The sequence below is a fragment of the Ensifer sp. ENS08 genome (genome assembly GCF_014852195.1).
GTDB lineage: Bacteria > Pseudomonadota > Alphaproteobacteria > Rhizobiales > Rhizobiaceae > Ensifer > Ensifer adhaerens.
Genome location: NZ_JACVBF010000001.1, coordinates 1,114,836 through 1,132,028 on the forward strand (window position 1 = coordinate 1,114,836; position 17,193 = coordinate 1,132,028).

Here is a 17,193-nt window from a genome sequence, read left to right on the forward strand (position 1 = left end):
GTTGCGCCGGTGTTGTCTGAAGTTCAGGTGCGCGAATGCATGCTGGGGACACACATGGCCAAATATACGACCTCATCCTCGAGACACGCCCGTTTCTTGCGGGGCGCGGCAATCGCGCTGGTGGCGCTTTCGCTTGCCGGCTGCGCCAACCAGCCGAAGAAGGAACTGACGACGGGGTCGATCTCCAGAACGTCAAAACCGGTGCAGTCGATGACCGCGCCTGAGCTTTCGGCCGCTGCCGAAAGCATCGGCCAGGCCTATGAAAAGAACCCCAAGGATCGCGAAGCGGGCCTCAACTATGCCAATCTCCTGCGCATGACCGGCCGCAATGAACAGGCGCTTGCGGTGATGCAGCAGGTCGCGATCAACCATCCGTCGGACCGCGAAGTGCTCGGCGCCTACGGCAAGGCACAGGCCGCCGCCGGTCAGCTCGAGCAGGCGCTTGCGACAATCGGCCGGGCGCAGACACCCGACCGTCCGGACTGGAAGCTGAAATCGGCCGAGGGCGCAATCCTCGACCAGCTGGGCCGCGCCCAGGAGGCGCGACTGCGCTACCGCGAGGCTCTCGACCTCAAGCCGAACGAGCCGTCAGTACTCTCCAATCTCGGCATGTCCTATCTTCTGACCAAGGACCTTCGTACCGCCGAAACCTATCTCAAGTCGGCGGCAAGCCAGCCCGGCGCCGACAGCAGCGTGCGCCAGAACCTCGCGCTCGCCGTCGGCCTTCAGGGCCGCTTCCAGGAAGCCGAGACGATCGCCCGCCAGGAGCTTTCCAGCGAGCAGGCGGAAGCGAACGTCGCCTATCTGCGCTCAATGCTGTCGCAGCAGGGCGCATGGAAAGAGCTCGCCAAGGCCGACGACAAGAAGCTCGCCAACTAAGGCGCGCCGCGTTCTTCAGAGACGCTCTTGGTCCCTCTAGCGCTTCCCATCTACCGCTACCGTCGTCCGCAAGGCAGCCGCGCACATTTGCGCGGCATGCCTTTGTCCGCCACCGCGCAAGCGGTTTTCGAACCCATGTTTGTAGAGCGCCGACAGCGGCGCCGCTGCCTAGAATTTGTCGGCGACCTGGATGCCCGCGGGTCCAAGGATGACGGCGACCAGCACCGGCAGGAAGAACAGGATCATCGGTACAGTCAGCTTCGGCGGCAGGGCAGCCGCCTTCTTCTCGGCTGCCGTCATGCGCTGGTCGCGACTTTCCTGCGCTAGCACGCGCAGGGCCTGAGCGATCGGCGTGCCGTAGCGGTCCGCCTGGATCAGTGCCTGGACCACGGATTTCACCTCATCGAGGCCGGTGCGCTGTCCGAGATTTTCAAGTGCAACCCGGCGCTCGGGCAGAAACGACAGTTCCGCCGTCGTCAGCACCAGCTCTTCCGCCAGTTGCTGCGATTGCGATGCCACCTCGTCGGCGACGCGACGCATGCCGAGCTCCATCGACACGCCCGATTCGACGCAGATCAGCAGGAGATCCAGCGCATCCGGCCAGGCCCGGCGTATCGACGCCTGGCGCTTGGTGATGGCGTTGGCCACGACGATGTTCGGCGCATAAAAGCCAAGATAGGCAAAGCCGATCGCAAAGAAGAGCCGCACCATCAGCGGCTTGTCGGCAAAATTGCCGAGTACGAAGATATAGACGAGCGCGACGAGCAGAAACAGGAAGGGCAGGCAGAAGCGCGCGAACAGGAAGGTGTTGAGCGCGTTCTGCGAACGGAAGCCGGCCATTTTCAACCGGTTGACGGTATTATCGTCGACGAGCGCCGAGCGCAGGTTGAGCCGTTCGACGACCTGGCGGATGGAGGCGTTGTTCTGCCCGCGCAGGCTTGCCCGGCCGTTTTGAACCTCGGCGGCAAGCCGCGCGCGTTCGCGCGCCCGGATCTGCTCGCGCTCGGTCGCAACGGACTTCATCCGCTTGCCGAGATCGCCGCGATCGAACAGCGGCACGATCAGCGAATAGAAGGTTGCGAGCACGGCGAGCGAAACCAGAATGGCGACGACGACGTTGGGATCGGTCAGGGTCTTGATCAGGTCAGTGCTCATCGACGCCCCTCAGATGTCGAAGTTGATCATGTTGCGCATCACCCAAATGCCGATGCTCATCCAGAACAGGCCGGCACCGATGATCAGATGACCGCGGGGGTCGGTGAAAAGCACCATCATGTAGGCGGGCGATGTCAGGTAGACCAAAAGCGCGACGATGAACGGCAGGGCGCCGATGATGCAGGCCGAGGCCTTGGCTTCCATCGACATGGCACTGACCTTCGCTCTCATCTTCCTGCGCTCGCGCAGGACCTTCGACAGGTTGCCTAGGGCTTCCGAGAGATTGCCGCCCGCCTGCGCCTGGATGGCGATCACGATGGCGAAGAAATTCACCTCCGGCAGGGGAATGCTGTTGACCATACGGGCGCAGGCTTCGGTCACGCTCAGGCCCACCTGCTGGGATTCCACCACGCGGCGAAACTCGGTCTTGACCGGCTCCTGGCCGTCGGCGGCGATGAGACGTAGCGCGTCGTTCAAGGGAAGGCCCGACTTGATCGAGCGGACCATGACCTCAAGCGCGTTCGGGAATTCCTCGAGGAACTTCTTGCAGCGCCGATTGACCAGGTAGCCGATGAACCAGCGCGGCAGGCCGAGCCCGGCGACCAGGCCGAAGCCGACGGCAATGGGGAGCCCGGCGCCCAGTATCAGCACGACCAGAAAGGCGAAAAAGCCGAAGAGCGCGCTGAACAGATAAAAGCGCCCGATGGAGATCGACAGGTCCGCCTGGGTGAGACGCACCTTCATCGAGGGCGCTGTCTTTGCCGAGCGTTCCTGCTGCTTCTTTTCCAATTCTTTCAGCGAATCCTGGACGGATTTTCGCCGTTTCGACAGTTCGCTCACGCGGTCGCGCGCGGCCTTCATCTTGGCGCGGTCGGTTTCCGCCGCGCTGATCTTGCGCACGCGGCCTTCCGCCTTCTTTTCGCTTTCGATGCGCGAGAACAGCAGGCCGTAGGCAAGCGCCGCCGCCGATATGGCGACGAGGGCCGCTAGCGCCAGAACGGTGATGTCTATCCCGAACATCGCAGCTCCTAGCCCTTGTCCATCGCGTCGAGGGTCGCGGCCAGTCGCTTGTCCTCGTTGAAGTAGCGCGCGCGATCCCAGAAGTGCGGCCGGCCGATGCCGGTCGACATGTGGCGGCCGATGATCCGCCCGCCGGCGTCTTCGCCATCGATCTCGTAGCGCATCAGGTCCTGGGTGATGATCACGTCGCCTTCCATGCCCACCACCTCGGTGATGTGGGTGATGCGGCGGGAACCATCGCGAAGGCGGGACGCCTGGATGATCACGTCCACCGATCCGGCGATGATCTCGCGCACGGTCTTTGCCGGCAGCGTATAACCGCCAAGCGCGATCATAGATTCCATGCGGCTCAGGCATTCGCGCGGCGTGTTGGCGTGGATGGTTCCCATCGAGCCGTCATGGCCGGTGTTCATCGCCTGCAACAGGTCGAAGACTTCCGGGCCGCGCACTTCGCCGACGATGATGCGTTCGGGGCGCATGCGCAGGCAGTTCTTGATGAGATCGCGCATGGTGATCTCGCCTTCGCCTTCGATGTTCGGTGGGCGGGTTTCGAGGCGCACGACATGCGGCTGCTGCAATTGGAGTTCGGCCGTGTCTTCGCAGGTGATCACGCGCTCATCCGTGTCGATATAGCGTGTCAGGCAATTGAGAAGCGTCGTCTTGCCCGAGCCCGTGCCGCCCGAAATGACGATGTTGCAGCGGACGCGACCGATAATCTGCAGGAGAACGGCGCCCTCTGGCGTGATCGAGCCGAAGCGGACCAGCTGCTCGAGCGTCAGCTTGTCCTTCTTGAACTTGCGGATGGTCAGCGCCGTGCCGTCGATGGCGAGCGGTGGGGCAATGACGTTGACGCGGGACCCGTCCGGCAGGCGGGCGTCGCAGATCGGGCTCGATTCGTCGACGCGGCGGCCGACCTGGCCGACGATGCGCTGGCAGATCGAAAGAAGCTGCGCGTTGTCGCGGAACCGGATTTCCGATTCCTGCACTTTACCGGCGACTTCGATGAAGGTCTGGCCGGCACCGTTGACCATGATGTCGGCGATGTCGTCGCGGGCAAGCAACGGTTCGAGCGGACCGTAACCCAGAACGTCGTTGCAGATATCGTCGAGCAGTTCCTCCTGCTCGGAGATCGACATCGCGAAGTTCTTGATCGTGATGATGTCGTTGACGATATCGCGGATTTCCTCGCGCGCGCTCTCGGTATCGAGCTTGGCGAGCTGCGACAGGTCGATCGTGTCGATCAGCGCGGAGAAGACCTGCGATTTCGTGTCGTAGTAGTCTTCCGTCCGCGCCTGCCGCCGTCTTGCCGGCGGGGCGGGCGTCGGCACTCTGGCGCTGGCGGAGGGCGTATCGGCGAGTACCGGCACGGCGCGCTCGACCACCGGCGCTTGCACCGCAGCCACGATCGGCGGAGGGGCGGAAACCGGGGTGCCGCCGCCTTTGCCGAAGCCTTCGTTTCCGCGCTTGCCAAACATCTGCGTAATCCTACTTCCTATTTCCTGCCGAGCGCTGCAAGCATCTTGCCGAGGCCGCCGCGCCGGGCCTTCTTCATCGTCACGCGGCCGGTCAGAAGATGTGCGAGCTGCGAGAAGGTTTCAGCGGCCGGCGCTTTCTTGTCGATTTCGGCGATCATCCGCCCGCTGTTCGAAGCGTTACCGAACAGAGCCGCGTCGAAGGGAATGATGGCCGCGGCTTCGATTTCCAGCGAATCGCAGAACTCGTTGGCGGCAATCTCCGGCCGCTTCGGCATGCCGACCTGGTTCAGCACCAGGTGGGGCGCCTTGTCGTTGGGGCGCAGCCTCTTCAGGGCGTCGAGCAGGTTCTTGGTGTTGCGCAGGCTGGCAAGATCGGGGATCGCCGTGATCACCACCTCGTCGGCTTCGCCGAGCACGGACCGTGTCCAGTCCGTCCACAGGTGCGGAATGTCGAGAACGGAAACGGGGGCGCTGCGCTGCAGGATCTCGAGGATCGGGTGGAAAGCCCCGGTCTCGAAGTCATAGGCGCGGTCGAGCATCGAAGGTGCCGCCAGCAGCGACAGGTGCTCGGAGCACTTGGTCAGCAGACGGTCGAGAAACACCTCGTCCAGGCGCTCCGGCGCAAAGACCGCCTCGGCAATGCCCTGCGGCGGATCCTGGTCGAAATCGATGTTGGCGGTGCCATAGGGCAAGTCGAGATCGGCGAGAATCGTTTCGGTCGAGAACAGGCTGGAGATGCCCCAGGCACAATTGTGCGCGATCACGGACGATCCGCAGCCGCCCTTCGCACCGATGAAGGCGATGCTTCGCCCCAAGGGTTCGGCATCCGGGTCGACGAAGATCGCCGAAACGGCAGTGAGAATGTCCGGCATCGAAACCGGCGCGACCATGTATTCGGAAATGCCGTTGCGGATGAGTTCGCGGTAGAGCCCGATATCGTTGTGCTTGCCGACGAGGATCACCTTGGTGCTGGGATCGCAGACTTCCGCCAGCGGTGCCAGTTCGGTCAGCAGCGAACGCGGTTCCGTCGCCGTCTCGAGAATGATCAGGTTGGGCGTCGATACGGTCGCGAACATGTTGGCGGCGGCATCGATGCTGCCGCTGTTGATGCGCAGGCTCACCTTCGCCATGCGCCGATCCTGGCCGCACCGCTCCATCAGCCGCAACATCGCGTTGCTTTCGCAAAACGCGTGGATCGAAATCCGCGGCAACGGACGAACCTGCTCCAGATCGCTCATACGCGCATCGAAGGACGGGTCGTCCCCCTCGGTCCCAGTCTCGATCCTGTAATCGATGGTACTCATCTTTTCATCCAGCCGATATCAGTTGAAGGTGATGACCGTGCCGTCCTTCTTCTCGGTTCCACGCCAATCCGTGATCACCTGGCCGCGCTGCTCGGCGTCGATCGGCGACATCTGACGCGGACCGAGGAGGTCCGTCGGGTTGGCAAGCTGGGCCGCCAGGTTCGATTGCGAGGCGCAACCGAAGTTGTAGTAGTTCTTGTTTTCCATGGTGTTGAGGTTCATGTCTTCCGGCCAGGTGCCGCAAGGTCCCGTCTGCGCCGTGATCGCCACATAGCTCAGACGGATAGGGGCCGCGTCGCCATAGGGTCCGGCGTCGTAGCTCGTCTCCAGCAACCTCTTGGCCGATACGCCGGCATTCACCAGCACGCCGCGGATTTCCCGGCGCATCGCCTGGGCGGCGTGGCTGTTGGCAGCGCCCCGCGGCATCATGATCTGCACGACGCCGCTTGCCGAGTTGCGATAGTCGGCCGCAAAACCGGCGATGACATCGCGCGTGCCCTGAGTAAGGCGGCGATCGCCCGAGGCGATCGGGATATCGATGACGCGTTCCCCTTCGGCGAGCACAATCGGATGCCGGGTGCGGTAGTCGTCGGGGATGGAGCCGGTCGCCAGATTGTCCCTCGTGCCGCAACCGGCAAGCAGGGCACCGGCCAGCACCAGGACGGCTGCCCGGCTCGTGCGACGGATGAATGTTCCGGACGGACCTGAGGACATGGCGTTCGGCCTTTCGGAATTCACGTGGAAATCGGTTCGAAGCGTCATGACCCAGCCTATTTGTAGATGAAGCCAACGTTGCCGTGGTAACGGCCTGCCGGAGCGGTCGCTTCCGGCCGTCCGTAAATGCGGTTCACGCGGCCGAGGAAGTAACTGTCGAGATCGTTGGCCGGATTGAAGTTGTCGTCAGGCCGGGAGATCGCGCTTCTGGCAACCGGACGGACCAGATAGGGCGTGGCGATGATGACCAGTTCGGTCTCGTTGCGCACGAAGTCCTTGCTGCGGAACAGCGTGCCGAGGACCGGGATCTTCGAAGCGCCCGGCAGGCCAGACATCGCCTGGCGAATGTTGTCCTGAACCAGGCCGGCGATCACGATCGAACCACCGGACGGCAGTTCGACGCTGGTCGATGCCTCACGCTTGCGGATGCCGAGGAAGGTGTTGCCGGGGATCGCGTTCTTGCCGTTGCCGGTGACGACGGATCCCTCGTAGGTAGGCTCGGAGACATTCGTCTCGATCTTCAGGCTGATGCGCCCGGGGCCGAGGACGACCGGCTTGAAGTTCAGGCGGATACCGTATTCGACATCGTTGACTTCGCGTGTAACCTTTTCCTCGCCGGTCTTGTCATCAGTCGTGACTTCCTGGGTTCCGGGCAGGCGAAACTCGCCGCCGACGTAGAATTTGGCTTCTTGGCCCGAAATCGCCGTCAGGCTTGGCTCAGCCAGCGTCCGCATGACGCCGGCCTGCTCCATCGCGTTGATGTAGCTGGAGATCACCGTGCCGCCGACCGTCTTGTTGATGATCGCGTTCACGCCGACGCCGACCGCATCGCCGAGGTTGGCCGGGTTTCGGAAAGCAATCCCGCTTTCGCCGTCGCCAACACGGCCGTTGAAGCCGAGCTGTTTCAGCACCTGGCGGCTGACCTCGGCCACGGTGACCTTGAGATTGACCTGGTCGTCGCCATCGATGGTCAGGAGATTGACGATCTGCGACACCTGCCGGTCTTCGGCGAAAATATCGGCGTCACCATTGTTGCCCTGGGCCGTGATGTTGCGCGTGGTCGCCTCACCGCCCTGAAGGAAGGCCTTGGCAAGGTCGACGGCACGGGTGGAATCGAGCGGTGTGCGCACGGTGCCGGTCAGCACGATGTTGTCCGAGACGATCTCGACATTGATATCGGCGTCCGGAATGAAGCGGCGCAGGTTGGACTGAAGGCTGGAGACATCGCGTTCGACCTCGATGTCGAGGGAGACGATCTCCTCGCCATTGGGACCGAAGACGAAGATGTTGGTCTGGCCGACCGACTTGCCGAAGAGGTAGATGCGCCGCGACGTACGGGTCACGGCGTCGGCGAGAGACGGGTCGGCAACGAGGATATCATGCGCGTCTGCAGGCAAATCGACGACTACGGCCTTGTTCAAACCGAGGCTGACCTTCTTCTTCACGCCGGGGCCGCTTTCGACTATGCGGACGACCGAGGACGCGCCGGCAAAAGCTTCCGTCGGCGCCGGCAGATACATGCCGGTAGCCGCCAGGCAGAATGATAGGCCGGCTGCGACAGACGCCCGAAATTTGTTTCCGCTCCGTTTCACCTTATGCCCCGTTCTCACCTGGTTCCTGCTCGTGTCTGTCATTGCTGCGTCTGGCCGACCGTTCCATCGCCCTTGACGATGGAGCCGGACTTGATGACCTGAATGTTCGGTTGGCCGTCACCGCTCAGCAGATAGTCCGCGGCGTCCGTGTCAGACTCCTGCGCATCGGCGACGCTTCGGAGCGCCAGCGAAATACGTTCCGCCATCTGCTGCGCAACCGTCATCACCTTCGACTGGTCGGGCGTAAGTTCCAGCGTGGCCGTGGTTCCAACCACCGCCTTGGTGCCGTCATCCTTTTCCTCGACCTGCTGGTCGATCGCGAGCACACGCACATTGCTGAGCACGGTTTCGGTCAGGTAGAGTTCGCCGTCACCCTTGCGCACCATGATCACGTCGACGCGGTCGTTCGGCAGGATGAAGCCACCGGCACCGGTTGCGACCGTGATTTCGGTCGCAACGGCGCGCTTGCCCGCCGGCAGCAGCGACGACATGATGCGGCTGGACGAATCTGCCACCTTTTCGTGGCGCACGGGTTCGCCGTTGAAGATCGGCAGACGCACGACCGCGCCGCTCAGATCATCGATCGCGGTCGGCTGATTTTCTTCGGTAATGATGCCATCGACCACACCGTCCTTCGGCCAAGCCATCCATTGGATGCTGTCGCCGCCCAGTCGCGATCCGACGGGCAGGCTCTTGCTGGCGACAAGCACGTTGACGGTGGGGGCACGCTCGACGACCGGTTCAGCCATCTGCGGCGCAGGCGCGCCCGTCAGCCTCATCGCCAAAAGACCGGCCATCGCAGCCGAGAGAACGGCCACTGCCAGTATGATGATGCGAACCGGTTTCATGATTGTTTCCGAGCCCCGAAAAAATGCCAGGCTCAGATTGATCAGGAATTGGTGTAATTATGGTTAACGGATTACTTATGAGCGCAGTTAACGAAAGCTGACCAGTCGGCCCAAAGGTCTCTCAAGTCAGCCGCGCGAAGGCCGCCTCCATAAGCGGCGACGAGGGATAGGCGGCAAAGCCCCCAAGCGCGATCGCGATCCCGTAAGGAATTTTCTTGGCCGTGAGCAAAAGCTGCGGGAAAGGAATGCCGCTCGCAAGGAGCGTATCCTCCTGCTGGCGCAACAAAAGCACCGCGAGCGTCAGCACGCCGCCGAAGATCGAGACATAGAGCAGGAAGGCCGTCAACGACGACGTCAGGCCGAACCAGATGGCGCAGGCCGTCAGGAGCTTCGCGTCCCCGCCGCCCATCACGTTCGTCGCAAACAGGGCAAAACATGCGGCAAAGACTGCGGCGGCCGCGAGCACATGCAGGCCGATCTCGGCGAACCCCAAGCCGGACATTGGCGCCACCAGGAAAAAGGCACCAAGCAGGATCACCGAAACACGGTTCGGGATCGTCATCGTCAGCAGGTCGGAAAACGCCGCAAATCCCAGGCAAAAGGGAAAGACTACGAAAATGGCGGCTTCAGTCATATTCACGGCCTCCCGAAATCAGATGCACGCGATCTGAGATCCGATCGCAGGATCCATAGATACCGATGGAGCCGCCCTTTTCGGGGGCGGCTCCATCGTCGATCCGCTACGAAAGCTGGATCATCACAGTTTTCCGGCCGTGCTCGTCGAAACCGTTGTTTCGACCCCGCTGAACGTGGCGTTAATCGCATTGCCGAGCGAACTTGCACCGACAATGAGCGCCACCGAGACGAGGGCGGCAATCATGCCGTATTCGATCGCGGTCGCTCCGGACTCATCCCGCAGCAAGCGGCAGAAAATCGACTTCATCGAAATCCCCTCCGTTCGAGGCGGTCAGCCCGATTACTTTGCTGCGGTCGCGGCAGTCGTCATCTTGGTGCCGAGGCTGCTGAATACGGAATTCAGCTGGTCGCCGAGGGTCGTTGCGCCTGCGATCAGGGCAACGGAGATGAGCGCGGCAATGAGGCCATACTCGATGGCGGTCGCGCCGGACTCGTCCTTCATCAGACGGGCAAAAATCTTCTTCATGATGATTCTCCTACTTCACGTTTGTTGTTCAGCACTTCCGCCAACTGTTGCCGTTGATCGGATGAACCCCAAACTAGTCCTGGCGCATTGCCATCAACTTAAAGAAGGCGGTTACCTGAAGGTTAACGAAGCATCCCTGATTATTGGGTAAACGAACAGAAAACGGCGAAGCCTCCGCAAAGCCTCAATAGGACCGACTTAACGGTTCGTTCACCAAGACCGGTGAGTATGGCATGAACACCACCTAGGGACCCGCCATGACCACGCCATTCGCGACCGGCCGAGCCGCCATATTCGCATTCGCGATCGCCGCCCTCGCCCCATCGGTTGCCGCCGCGGCCGAAAGCGACATGATGCGCGTGTATATGGATCATGCGCGCGTATTGAAGCTCGATCGCCCGGTCAGCAAGGTCATCATCGGCAATGCCGAGGTGGCGGACGCGACGGTTGCGGACGCCCGTACGATCGTCATTACCGGCCGCAACTTCGGAACCACCAACCTGGTCATCCTCGATCAGGACGGAAACGCCATCGTCGACGAGCGGATCCTGGTGTCGATCGACGAAGGTAACACCGTGCGCGTCTATAAACAAACGTCCCGCACCGTGCTCTCCTGCACACCAAATTGCGAGCGTCACGCGGAACGCAAAACCACAGGTAGCACCAATTGATTTTTATGGGTTCGAAGCGCGTGGTTCGTTAAAATGCGCACCATCCCTGAGAACGAAATATCAATGGTTGCTCCATAATCTGCCGCCCGTCTGGCGTAACATGATGGGACGGCGCAATGAACATCGAGCAGGCAACATGGCGGCCGAGCGGGGCCGAAAAAAGGCGAAAAGGCATTTTCAGCCGCTTCCTTCGCAACCGCAAAGGCACGACAAGCATCGAGTTCGCCATTCTCGCGCTTCCCTTCTTCGTGGTGATCTTCGCCTCGCTCGAAACCTTCGCCGCCTTCTACGGCGACCAGCTCCTGGCGAATGCGACGGAGACGATGGCGCGCAAGGTCCGCACCGGTCAGATCACCTTCCAGCAGGGAAAACAGACCGACATGAGCGAGGCTCAGTTCCGCCAGGCGTTCTGCGACGAGATCTCGGTCCTGATGAAGTGCTCGGCCACTGAAGCCGGCCTACCCTCGCAATTCTATCTGGACGTCAGAGCGGTCAGTGATCTCAGCAAGTTTCCCGTGCTGATCCCGCGGAAGGCCGATTCCACCGACATCGACACGACCGGCTTCAAGTTTGCCCCTGGCGGCCCCGGCTCCTTCAACGTGGTTCGCGCCTATTATCGCTGGAGCGTCTTCACGGACCTCGTCAGGCCGTTCATCACCAACCTGCGGCCCGCCGGCTCAAGCATGCCGAAGGACTATCTCATGGTGGCGACCGCCACCTTCCGAAACGAGAGCGAGTGAGGCGCCCCGCGATGCCGTATTCCGCGTTTGAAATCCTGCGCCTCAAGCCGATCAACAAGACACTTGGCGCGCTGCGGCGCGACAGAAGCGGCGTCGGTGCGGTCGAATTCGCGATCGTCGCCCCGCTGCTGGTGATGGCCTATCTCGGCGCCTTCGAACTCTCGGTCGGTTTTACCGTTGCCGGCAAGACCGCGCGCGCCGCAAGCGCTACGGCCGACGTCGTCGCGCAGCAGACGGAGGTCAACAAGGCCTTCCTCGCCAACGTGCCGAACATCGCAAAGAGCATCCTGGCGCCCTACGGAAACGCCAACTACACGCTGAAGATCAGCGGCATCGCGGTCACGAACACCAATGAGGGCACGATCCTGTGGTCGCGCGATCAGGCAGGCGGCACGCCCTATGCCGTCAATACCAAGGTCTCCCTGCCCGCCCAGTTCACAGCGACCAACTCCTTCGTCATTCGCACGGAACTGACCGTGCCGCACGAACTCCTGCTCTATGCGCCCAACCTTCAGGCGACGGCAAAGACCATCGATCTCTCCAAGACGGCCTACTTCCACGCACGCCTCTCCCAGCCGATAAAATGCTCGGATTGCTGATCGGACAGACATGCGGCGCAATTGCATTGAGCAACGAGCGGCGCTATCCCTTCGAGATTGCGCGGGTGCCCTAGCGGGCGTGCCTGCGCTTTTCCGGAGGTCTCGGGCCGCGATCGCCGCGCGCCCGCTGTCAGGTGCATCATGGCGCGTGCCTTTCTATTCGTTCTCGATTCCTTTGGCATAGGCGGAGCGCCGGACGCCGAAGCCTTCGGCGATCTCGGTGCCAACACGCTTGGCCATATCGCCGAGTTCTGCGCTATCGGCGCTGCCGACCGGCCCGGATTGCGCGAGGGCCCGCTCAGCCTGCCGAACATGTCCGCGCTTGGCCTGATCCACGCGGCAAAGCTTGCGACCGGCACCATTCCCCAGGGCATGCCGGTGCCCAATCGTGTCTATGGCGCCTATGGCGCGGCGAGCGAAGTATCGCGCGGCAAGGACACGCCCTCCGGTCATTGGGAAATCGCCGGGACACCCGTCATGTTCGACTGGGGCTACTTCTCCGCCGAAGGCGACGCCTTTCCGCCGGAGCTTGTCGAAGCGATCTGCCGCGAGGCCAACATTCCCGGCATTCTCGGCAACTGCCACGCCTCCGGCACCGATATCATCGTCCGCCACGGCGAGGAGCACATGCGCAGTGGCAAGCCGATCTGCTACACTTCGTCGGACTCGGTCTTCCAGATCGCAGCGCACGAGCAGAGTTTTGGCCTCGACCGCCTGCTCGAGCTTTGCCAGATCGTTCGCCGCCTACTCGACCACTACAATATCGGCCGCGTCATCGCCCGCCCCTTCGTCGGCGCGAGCCCGCAGACTTTTGTGCGCACCGGCAACCGGCGCGACTTTTCGGTGCTGCCGCCGGAGCCGACGATCCTCGACCGGCTGGTGGAGGCCGAGCGCACGGTTCACGCCATCGGCAAGATCGGCGACATCTTCGCGCATCAGGGCGTGACCAAGCAGACCAAGGCCGATGGCAACATGGCGCTCTTCGATGCCAGCATTGCAGCCATCGACGAGGCCGAGGACGGAAGCCTGGTCTTCACCAATTTCGTCGATTTCGACATGCTCTACGGCCATCGTCGCGACGTTGCCGGCTATGCGGCTGCCCTCGAGGCCTTCGACGCGCGCCTGCCCGATCTCGACCGGCGCCTGCAGCCGGGCGACATCGTCATCTTGACGGCCGACCATGGCTGCGACCCGACCTGGCGCGGTACCGACCATACGCGCGAGCGCGTGCCGGTGCTAATGTTCGGGCCGTCCCTGCGCAGCCGCTCGCTTGGCATTGCCAATACCTTCACGCATATCGGCGAAACCGTCGCCAAGCATCTCGGCATCGCGCCGGGGCACCATGGGAGAAGCCTCATTTGACCGCACATCTGAAGAAGGCGGAACTGCATTGCCACATCGAGGGTGCGACGCCGCCCGAACTGGCTTTGGCCCAGGCCGAGAAATATGGCGTCGACACCAGCGCAATCATCCGCGACAAGGCCTATGTCTGGGAAGACTTCACCAGCTTCGTGAAATGCTACGACGCCATCGCCTCACTGTTTAAGACCGAGGAAGACTACGCGCTGCTCGCGGAAGCCTATCTGACCGAACTTGCCGAAGCCGGAACGATCTACAGCGAAATCATCGTTTCGCCCGACCACGGCAACACGATCGGCCTGGGTGCCCACGCCTATCTCGAAGGTCTTGCCACCGGCATGGAAGCGGCCCGGCAGAAGACCGGCATCGAATCGCGCATGCTGATCACGGGCATCCGCCATCTCGGCCCGGAATCGGTGATCAGGACAGCCGAATTCGCCGCCAGGCGCGAACACAAGTTCGTCACCGGCTTCAACCTTGCCGGTGAAGAGCGCATGCACAAGGTCGCCGACTTCGCGCGCGCCTTCGATATCGTACGCGACGCCGGCCTCGGGCTGACGATCCATGCGGGCGAGCTCTCGGGCGCCTTCAGCGTTCGCGACGCGCTCGACCACGTGCGCCCGTCGCGCATCAGCCACGGTGTGCGGGCGATCGAAGACGCGGATCTGGTGCGGCGCCTCGCCGATGAGGGTGTGGTGCTCGAGGTCTGCCCCGGTTCCAACATCTCGCTTCAGGTCTTCCCCGATTTCGCGTCGCATCCGCTGCGGGCCCTGCACGAGGCCGGCGTGCGCGTCACGCTCAATTCCGACGACCCACCGTTCTTCCACACTTCGCTCGCCCAGGAATACGACATCGCCTCCGCGGTGATGGGCTTCAGCAACGATGAGATCAACGGCATGACCAGGACCGCGATCGAAGCCGCCTTTGTCGACGAGGCGACGCGCCAGCGGTTGCTGACGCGGATCTAGGGGTACAGGTCGCGATTTGCCGGCTGGGGATGACGGTCTCCGGTCGGCCAATACCCTTGCGGCGACGGCGCATTCCATGGAAAAAGGACGGATACAAAAAATCCGGAAAGGTGAGCCATGAACGGCGTTACAGTGATCGATCATCCGCTTGTGCAGCACAAGCTGACCATCATGCGCAAGAAGGAGACCTCGACTGCGGGTTTCCGCCGGCTTCTCCGTGAGATCTCGACGCTGCTCTGCTACGAGGTGACGCGCGATCTCGAGCTGACGATGGAGCGCATCGAAACGCCGCTGCAGGAAATCGACTCGCCGGTCCTCGAAGGCAAGAAGCTTGTCTTCGCCTCGATCCTTCGCGCCGGCAACGGGCTGCTGGAAGGCATGCTCGAACTGGTGCCTTCGGCCCGCGTCTCCCATATCGGCGTCTATCGCGACCATGAGACGCTGGAGGCGGTGGAATACTACTTCAAGGCACCGGAGAGCCTGTCAGAGCGCCTGATCATCGTCGTCGATCCGATGCTTGCCACCGGCAATTCCTCGATCGCGGCGATCGACAAGCTGAAGGAGCGCGGCGCCAAGAACATGCGCTTCCTCTGCCTGCTCGCCGCTCCTGAAGGCATCCGCAATTTCCAGAGCGCGCACCCGGACGTGCCGATCTTCACCGCCTCGATCGACAGCCACCTGAACGAACTCGGCTACATCATGCCCGGTCTGGGTGACGCCGGCGACCGCATGTACGGCACCAAGTGATTTTCAGATCCTTAACCAGGATCTGAAATCGATGAGAAAACCGCCGGATCCCGGCGGTTTTTTTATGTCGTCTTAGGCATCATCGGCTCTACTTGCACGAGCATAAGTTCGATTGAGAGGTGATGTCCATGCTCGTCCGTTTGCTGACATTGGCCGGCGCTGCGGCAGTCGCGGCCATCTTGGTCCCAAACCTTGCGACCAGGTTTCTGTCCCACGCAGACAACGGGAAGACCACACAGGAAGCTGCAGCCCCGCCGACGACCACCGCGAAATACGCGATGGGGCGCAGCGTCGTGCTCGACGCCGACGACAGAGGCCATTTCATTGGCACCTTCCGCATCAATGGGCGAACGGAACGCGGACTGGTCGATACCGGCGCCAGTGCGATCATTATCAACTTTTCAACCGCAAGGCGGCTCGGGATTTCGGCGAGCACGCTCGACTTCGCCGCGGCACGTGTCAACACGGCCAATGGCATCGTCGGGGCAGCGCCGGCGGTCCTCAGCCGAATCGAGATCGGCGGCATATCGGTGCGCGACGTTCAGGCGCTGGTGCTTCCGGACAAGGCGCTCTCGGGGACTCTGATCGGCATGACCTTCCTGAACCGGCTGTCCTCTTTCCGTGTCGAGGACGGCGACCTGCATCTCGTCAGGTGATTTTCGCGACGATCGGGGACCTCGTCTCCGGCTCGGCCTCATCGATCGTGTAGAGTGCCAAAAGGCGTCGCCGGGCCGCTTCCGCCGCCTCTTGGTCTGCCGCGTGAACGAAGGCGATGAGATCGCCCTTCTCGACCCGCGTTCCAAGCGGCTTCAGCGCATCGAAACCGACGCGGTGATCGATCCTGTCGTCTGGATGCGAACGCCCGCCGCCGAGCGCGATGACGGCCATGCCCAGTTCCCGCGTCTCGCAGGCGGCGAGATAGCCGGACTGCTCGGCTTCGACCGGCAGAATGACCGGCGCACGTCCGAGATAGGCGACCGAGCGCTCGATGAAGTCCGCCGGTCCACCCAGCGCATGTACCATCTTCCCGAACCGTTCCAGTGCCGCTCCGCTGCCAAGCACTTTGCGCGCCTGGGCTTCACCCTGTTCGGCATCGCCGGCAGCGCCGCCGGCCACCAACATTTCGGCGGCAAAGGCGAGCACGACCGTTTCAAGCCGCGTTCCCTTCTTCTCGCCTCGAAGGAAAGCCAGGCAATTGTCGATCTCCAGTGCATTGCCGGCCGCGTCTGCCAGGGGCTCGTTCATGTCGGTCAGGAGTGCGGAGGTGCGAACGCCGGCGCCATTGGCAACGTCGACCAACGAGCGCGCCAGGATCTCGGCCTCACGCGCATCGCTCATGAAGGAGCCGTTGCCGAGCTTGACGTCCAGCACCAGCGACTGAAGGCCGGCCGCGAGCTTCTTCGACAGAATCGAGGCCGTGATCAGCGGTACCGAATCGACGGTCGCAGTGACATCGCGGATCGCATAGAGGCGCTTGTCGGCAGGCGCGAGATTAGCGGTCTGGCCGATGATCGCGCAACCGATCTCGTCGACCGTCCTGCGGAACACACTCGCCGACGGCTGGATATCATAGCCAGGTATCGATTCGAGCTTGTCGAGTGTGCCGCCGGTGTGCCCGAGGCCGCGCCCTGATATCATCGGCACGGCGAGCCCGCAGGCGGCAACGATCGGCGCCAGCATCAGCGAGACGTTGTCGCCGACACCGCCGGTCGAATGTTTGTCGGCTATGGGTCGTCTGATGGTGCTCCAGTCGAGTGTTTCGCCGCTATCGCGCATCGCCAATGTCAGCGCGACGGTCTCCTCGCGGCTCATGCCGGAGAACCAGATCGCCATGGCGAAGGCGGCGACCTGCCCTTCGGAGATCGAATCATCCGACAGGCCGCGAACGAAATCCGCGATCTCGGCCGAGGCGAGGTGCTCGCCGTTGCGTTTGCGCCTGATGGTTTCCTGCGGAAGCATC

19 protein-coding genes are annotated in these 17,193 nt (G+C 62.5%); 8 read left to right on the forward strand and 11 right to left on the reverse strand.

Annotated elements, in window-relative coordinates; all coding sequences use genetic code 11:
* Positions 1-54 precede the first annotated feature (54 nt).
* Entirely contained in the window at positions 55-879 is an 825-nt protein-coding gene (locus tag IB272_RS05355; protein WP_060580524.1) for a tetratricopeptide repeat protein, read from the forward strand.
* Between the two features lie 168 nt (positions 880-1,047).
* On the opposite strand, the gene IB272_RS05360 is transcribed toward IB272_RS05355, so the two are convergent.
* From IB272_RS05360 to IB272_RS05405, 10 genes are all read right to left on the reverse strand, one after another.
* On the reverse strand, positions 1,048-2,034 hold the full coding sequence (locus tag IB272_RS05360; RefSeq protein ID WP_034805049.1) for a type II secretion system F family protein: 987 nt from the start codon (positions 2,032-2,034) through the stop codon (positions 1,048-1,050).
* A gap of 9 nt (positions 2,035-2,043) precedes the next feature.
* Entirely contained in the window at positions 2,044-3,054 is a 1,011-nt protein-coding gene (locus tag IB272_RS05365; protein ID WP_060580523.1) for a type II secretion system F family protein, read from the reverse strand.
* An 8-nt stretch (positions 3,055-3,062) separates the two neighbouring features.
* On the reverse strand, positions 3,063-4,529 hold the full coding sequence (locus tag IB272_RS05370; protein WP_060580522.1) for a CpaF family protein: 1,467 nt from the start codon (positions 4,527-4,529) through the stop codon (positions 3,063-3,065).
* 17 nt (positions 4,530-4,546) lie between these two features.
* Positions 4,547-5,833 carry a CpaE family protein gene (locus tag IB272_RS05375; protein ID WP_060580521.1) on the reverse strand — a complete coding sequence of 429 codons (1,287 nt, stop codon included), beginning with the start codon at positions 5,831-5,833 and terminating at the stop codon, positions 4,547-4,549.
* 18 nt (positions 5,834-5,851) lie between these two features.
* Positions 5,852-6,547 (reverse strand): CpaD family pilus assembly protein, encoded by a 696-nt coding sequence (locus IB272_RS05380; protein WP_113135473.1) that lies wholly within the window; start codon positions 6,545-6,547, stop codon positions 5,852-5,854.
* 56 nt (positions 6,548-6,603) lie between these two features.
* Entirely contained in the window at positions 6,604-8,181 is a 1,578-nt protein-coding gene (locus IB272_RS05385; protein WP_060580520.1) for a type II and III secretion system protein family protein, read from the reverse strand.
* The gene (cpaB, locus tag IB272_RS05390) at positions 8,178-8,987 is read right to left on the reverse strand and encodes a Flp pilus assembly protein CpaB (RefSeq protein ID WP_034805067.1); all 810 of its coding nucleotides are present in this window, start codon (positions 8,985-8,987) and stop codon (positions 8,178-8,180) included. Before cpaB ends, IB272_RS05385 begins: the two co-directional genes overlap by 4 nt.
* Positions 8,988-9,108: 121 nt before the next feature.
* Positions 9,109-9,621: a prepilin peptidase gene (locus tag IB272_RS05395; RefSeq protein ID WP_060580519.1), complete on the reverse strand. Its 513-nt coding sequence runs from the start codon at positions 9,619-9,621 to the stop codon at positions 9,109-9,111.
* 123 nt (positions 9,622-9,744) lie between these two features.
* Positions 9,745-9,930 carry a Flp family type IVb pilin gene (locus IB272_RS05400; protein WP_060580518.1) on the reverse strand — a complete coding sequence of 62 codons (186 nt, stop codon included), beginning with the start codon at positions 9,928-9,930 and terminating at the stop codon, positions 9,745-9,747.
* A gap of 33 nt (positions 9,931-9,963) precedes the next feature.
* Positions 9,964-10,149, reverse strand: coding sequence for a Flp family type IVb pilin (locus tag IB272_RS05405; RefSeq protein WP_060580517.1), 186 nt, complete (start codon positions 10,147-10,149; stop codon positions 9,964-9,966).
* Between the two features lie 257 nt (positions 10,150-10,406).
* On the opposite strand from IB272_RS05405, the gene IB272_RS05410 reads away from it, so the two are divergent.
* The 7 genes from IB272_RS05410 (at position 10,407) to IB272_RS05440 (ending at position 15,889) form a co-directional block, all read left to right on the forward strand.
* Positions 10,407-10,820 carry a pilus assembly protein N-terminal domain-containing protein gene (locus IB272_RS05410; RefSeq protein ID WP_034805079.1) on the forward strand — a complete coding sequence of 138 codons (414 nt, stop codon included), beginning with the start codon at positions 10,407-10,409 and terminating at the stop codon, positions 10,818-10,820.
* A 116-nt stretch (positions 10,821-10,936) separates the two neighbouring features.
* On the forward strand, positions 10,937-11,560 hold the full coding sequence (locus IB272_RS05415) for a TadE/TadG family type IV pilus assembly protein (RefSeq protein ID WP_060580516.1): 624 nt from the start codon (positions 10,937-10,939) through the stop codon (positions 11,558-11,560).
* A gap of 11 nt (positions 11,561-11,571) precedes the next feature.
* A complete protein-coding gene (locus tag IB272_RS05420) occupies positions 11,572-12,159 on the forward strand; it encodes a TadE/TadG family type IV pilus assembly protein (protein ID WP_060580515.1) in 588 nt (195 codons plus the stop codon).
* 141 nt (positions 12,160-12,300) lie between these two features.
* A complete protein-coding gene (locus IB272_RS05425; protein WP_060580514.1) occupies positions 12,301-13,521 on the forward strand; it encodes a phosphopentomutase in 1,221 nt (406 codons plus the stop codon).
* Positions 13,518-14,486, forward strand: coding sequence for an adenosine deaminase (locus IB272_RS05430; protein WP_060580513.1), 969 nt, complete (start codon positions 13,518-13,520; stop codon positions 14,484-14,486). The genes IB272_RS05425 and IB272_RS05430 overlap by 4 nt, the downstream gene beginning before the upstream one ends.
* 117 nt (positions 14,487-14,603) lie before the next feature.
* Positions 14,604-15,233 (forward strand): uracil phosphoribosyltransferase, encoded by a 630-nt coding sequence (gene upp / locus IB272_RS05435; protein ID WP_034805105.1) that lies wholly within the window; start codon positions 14,604-14,606, stop codon positions 15,231-15,233.
* Between the two features lie 128 nt (positions 15,234-15,361).
* A complete protein-coding gene (locus IB272_RS05440; RefSeq protein WP_089043333.1) occupies positions 15,362-15,889 on the forward strand; it encodes a TIGR02281 family clan AA aspartic protease in 528 nt (175 codons plus the stop codon).
* Here IB272_RS05440 and deoA read toward each other — a convergent pair.
* Positions 15,882-17,192, reverse strand: a complete 1,311-nt coding sequence (gene deoA / locus IB272_RS05445) for a thymidine phosphorylase (protein WP_060580512.1) — start codon at positions 17,190-17,192, stop codon at positions 15,882-15,884. The two genes, IB272_RS05440 and deoA, sit on opposite strands and share 8 nt — an antisense overlap.
* Position 17,193 lies beyond the last annotated feature (1 nt).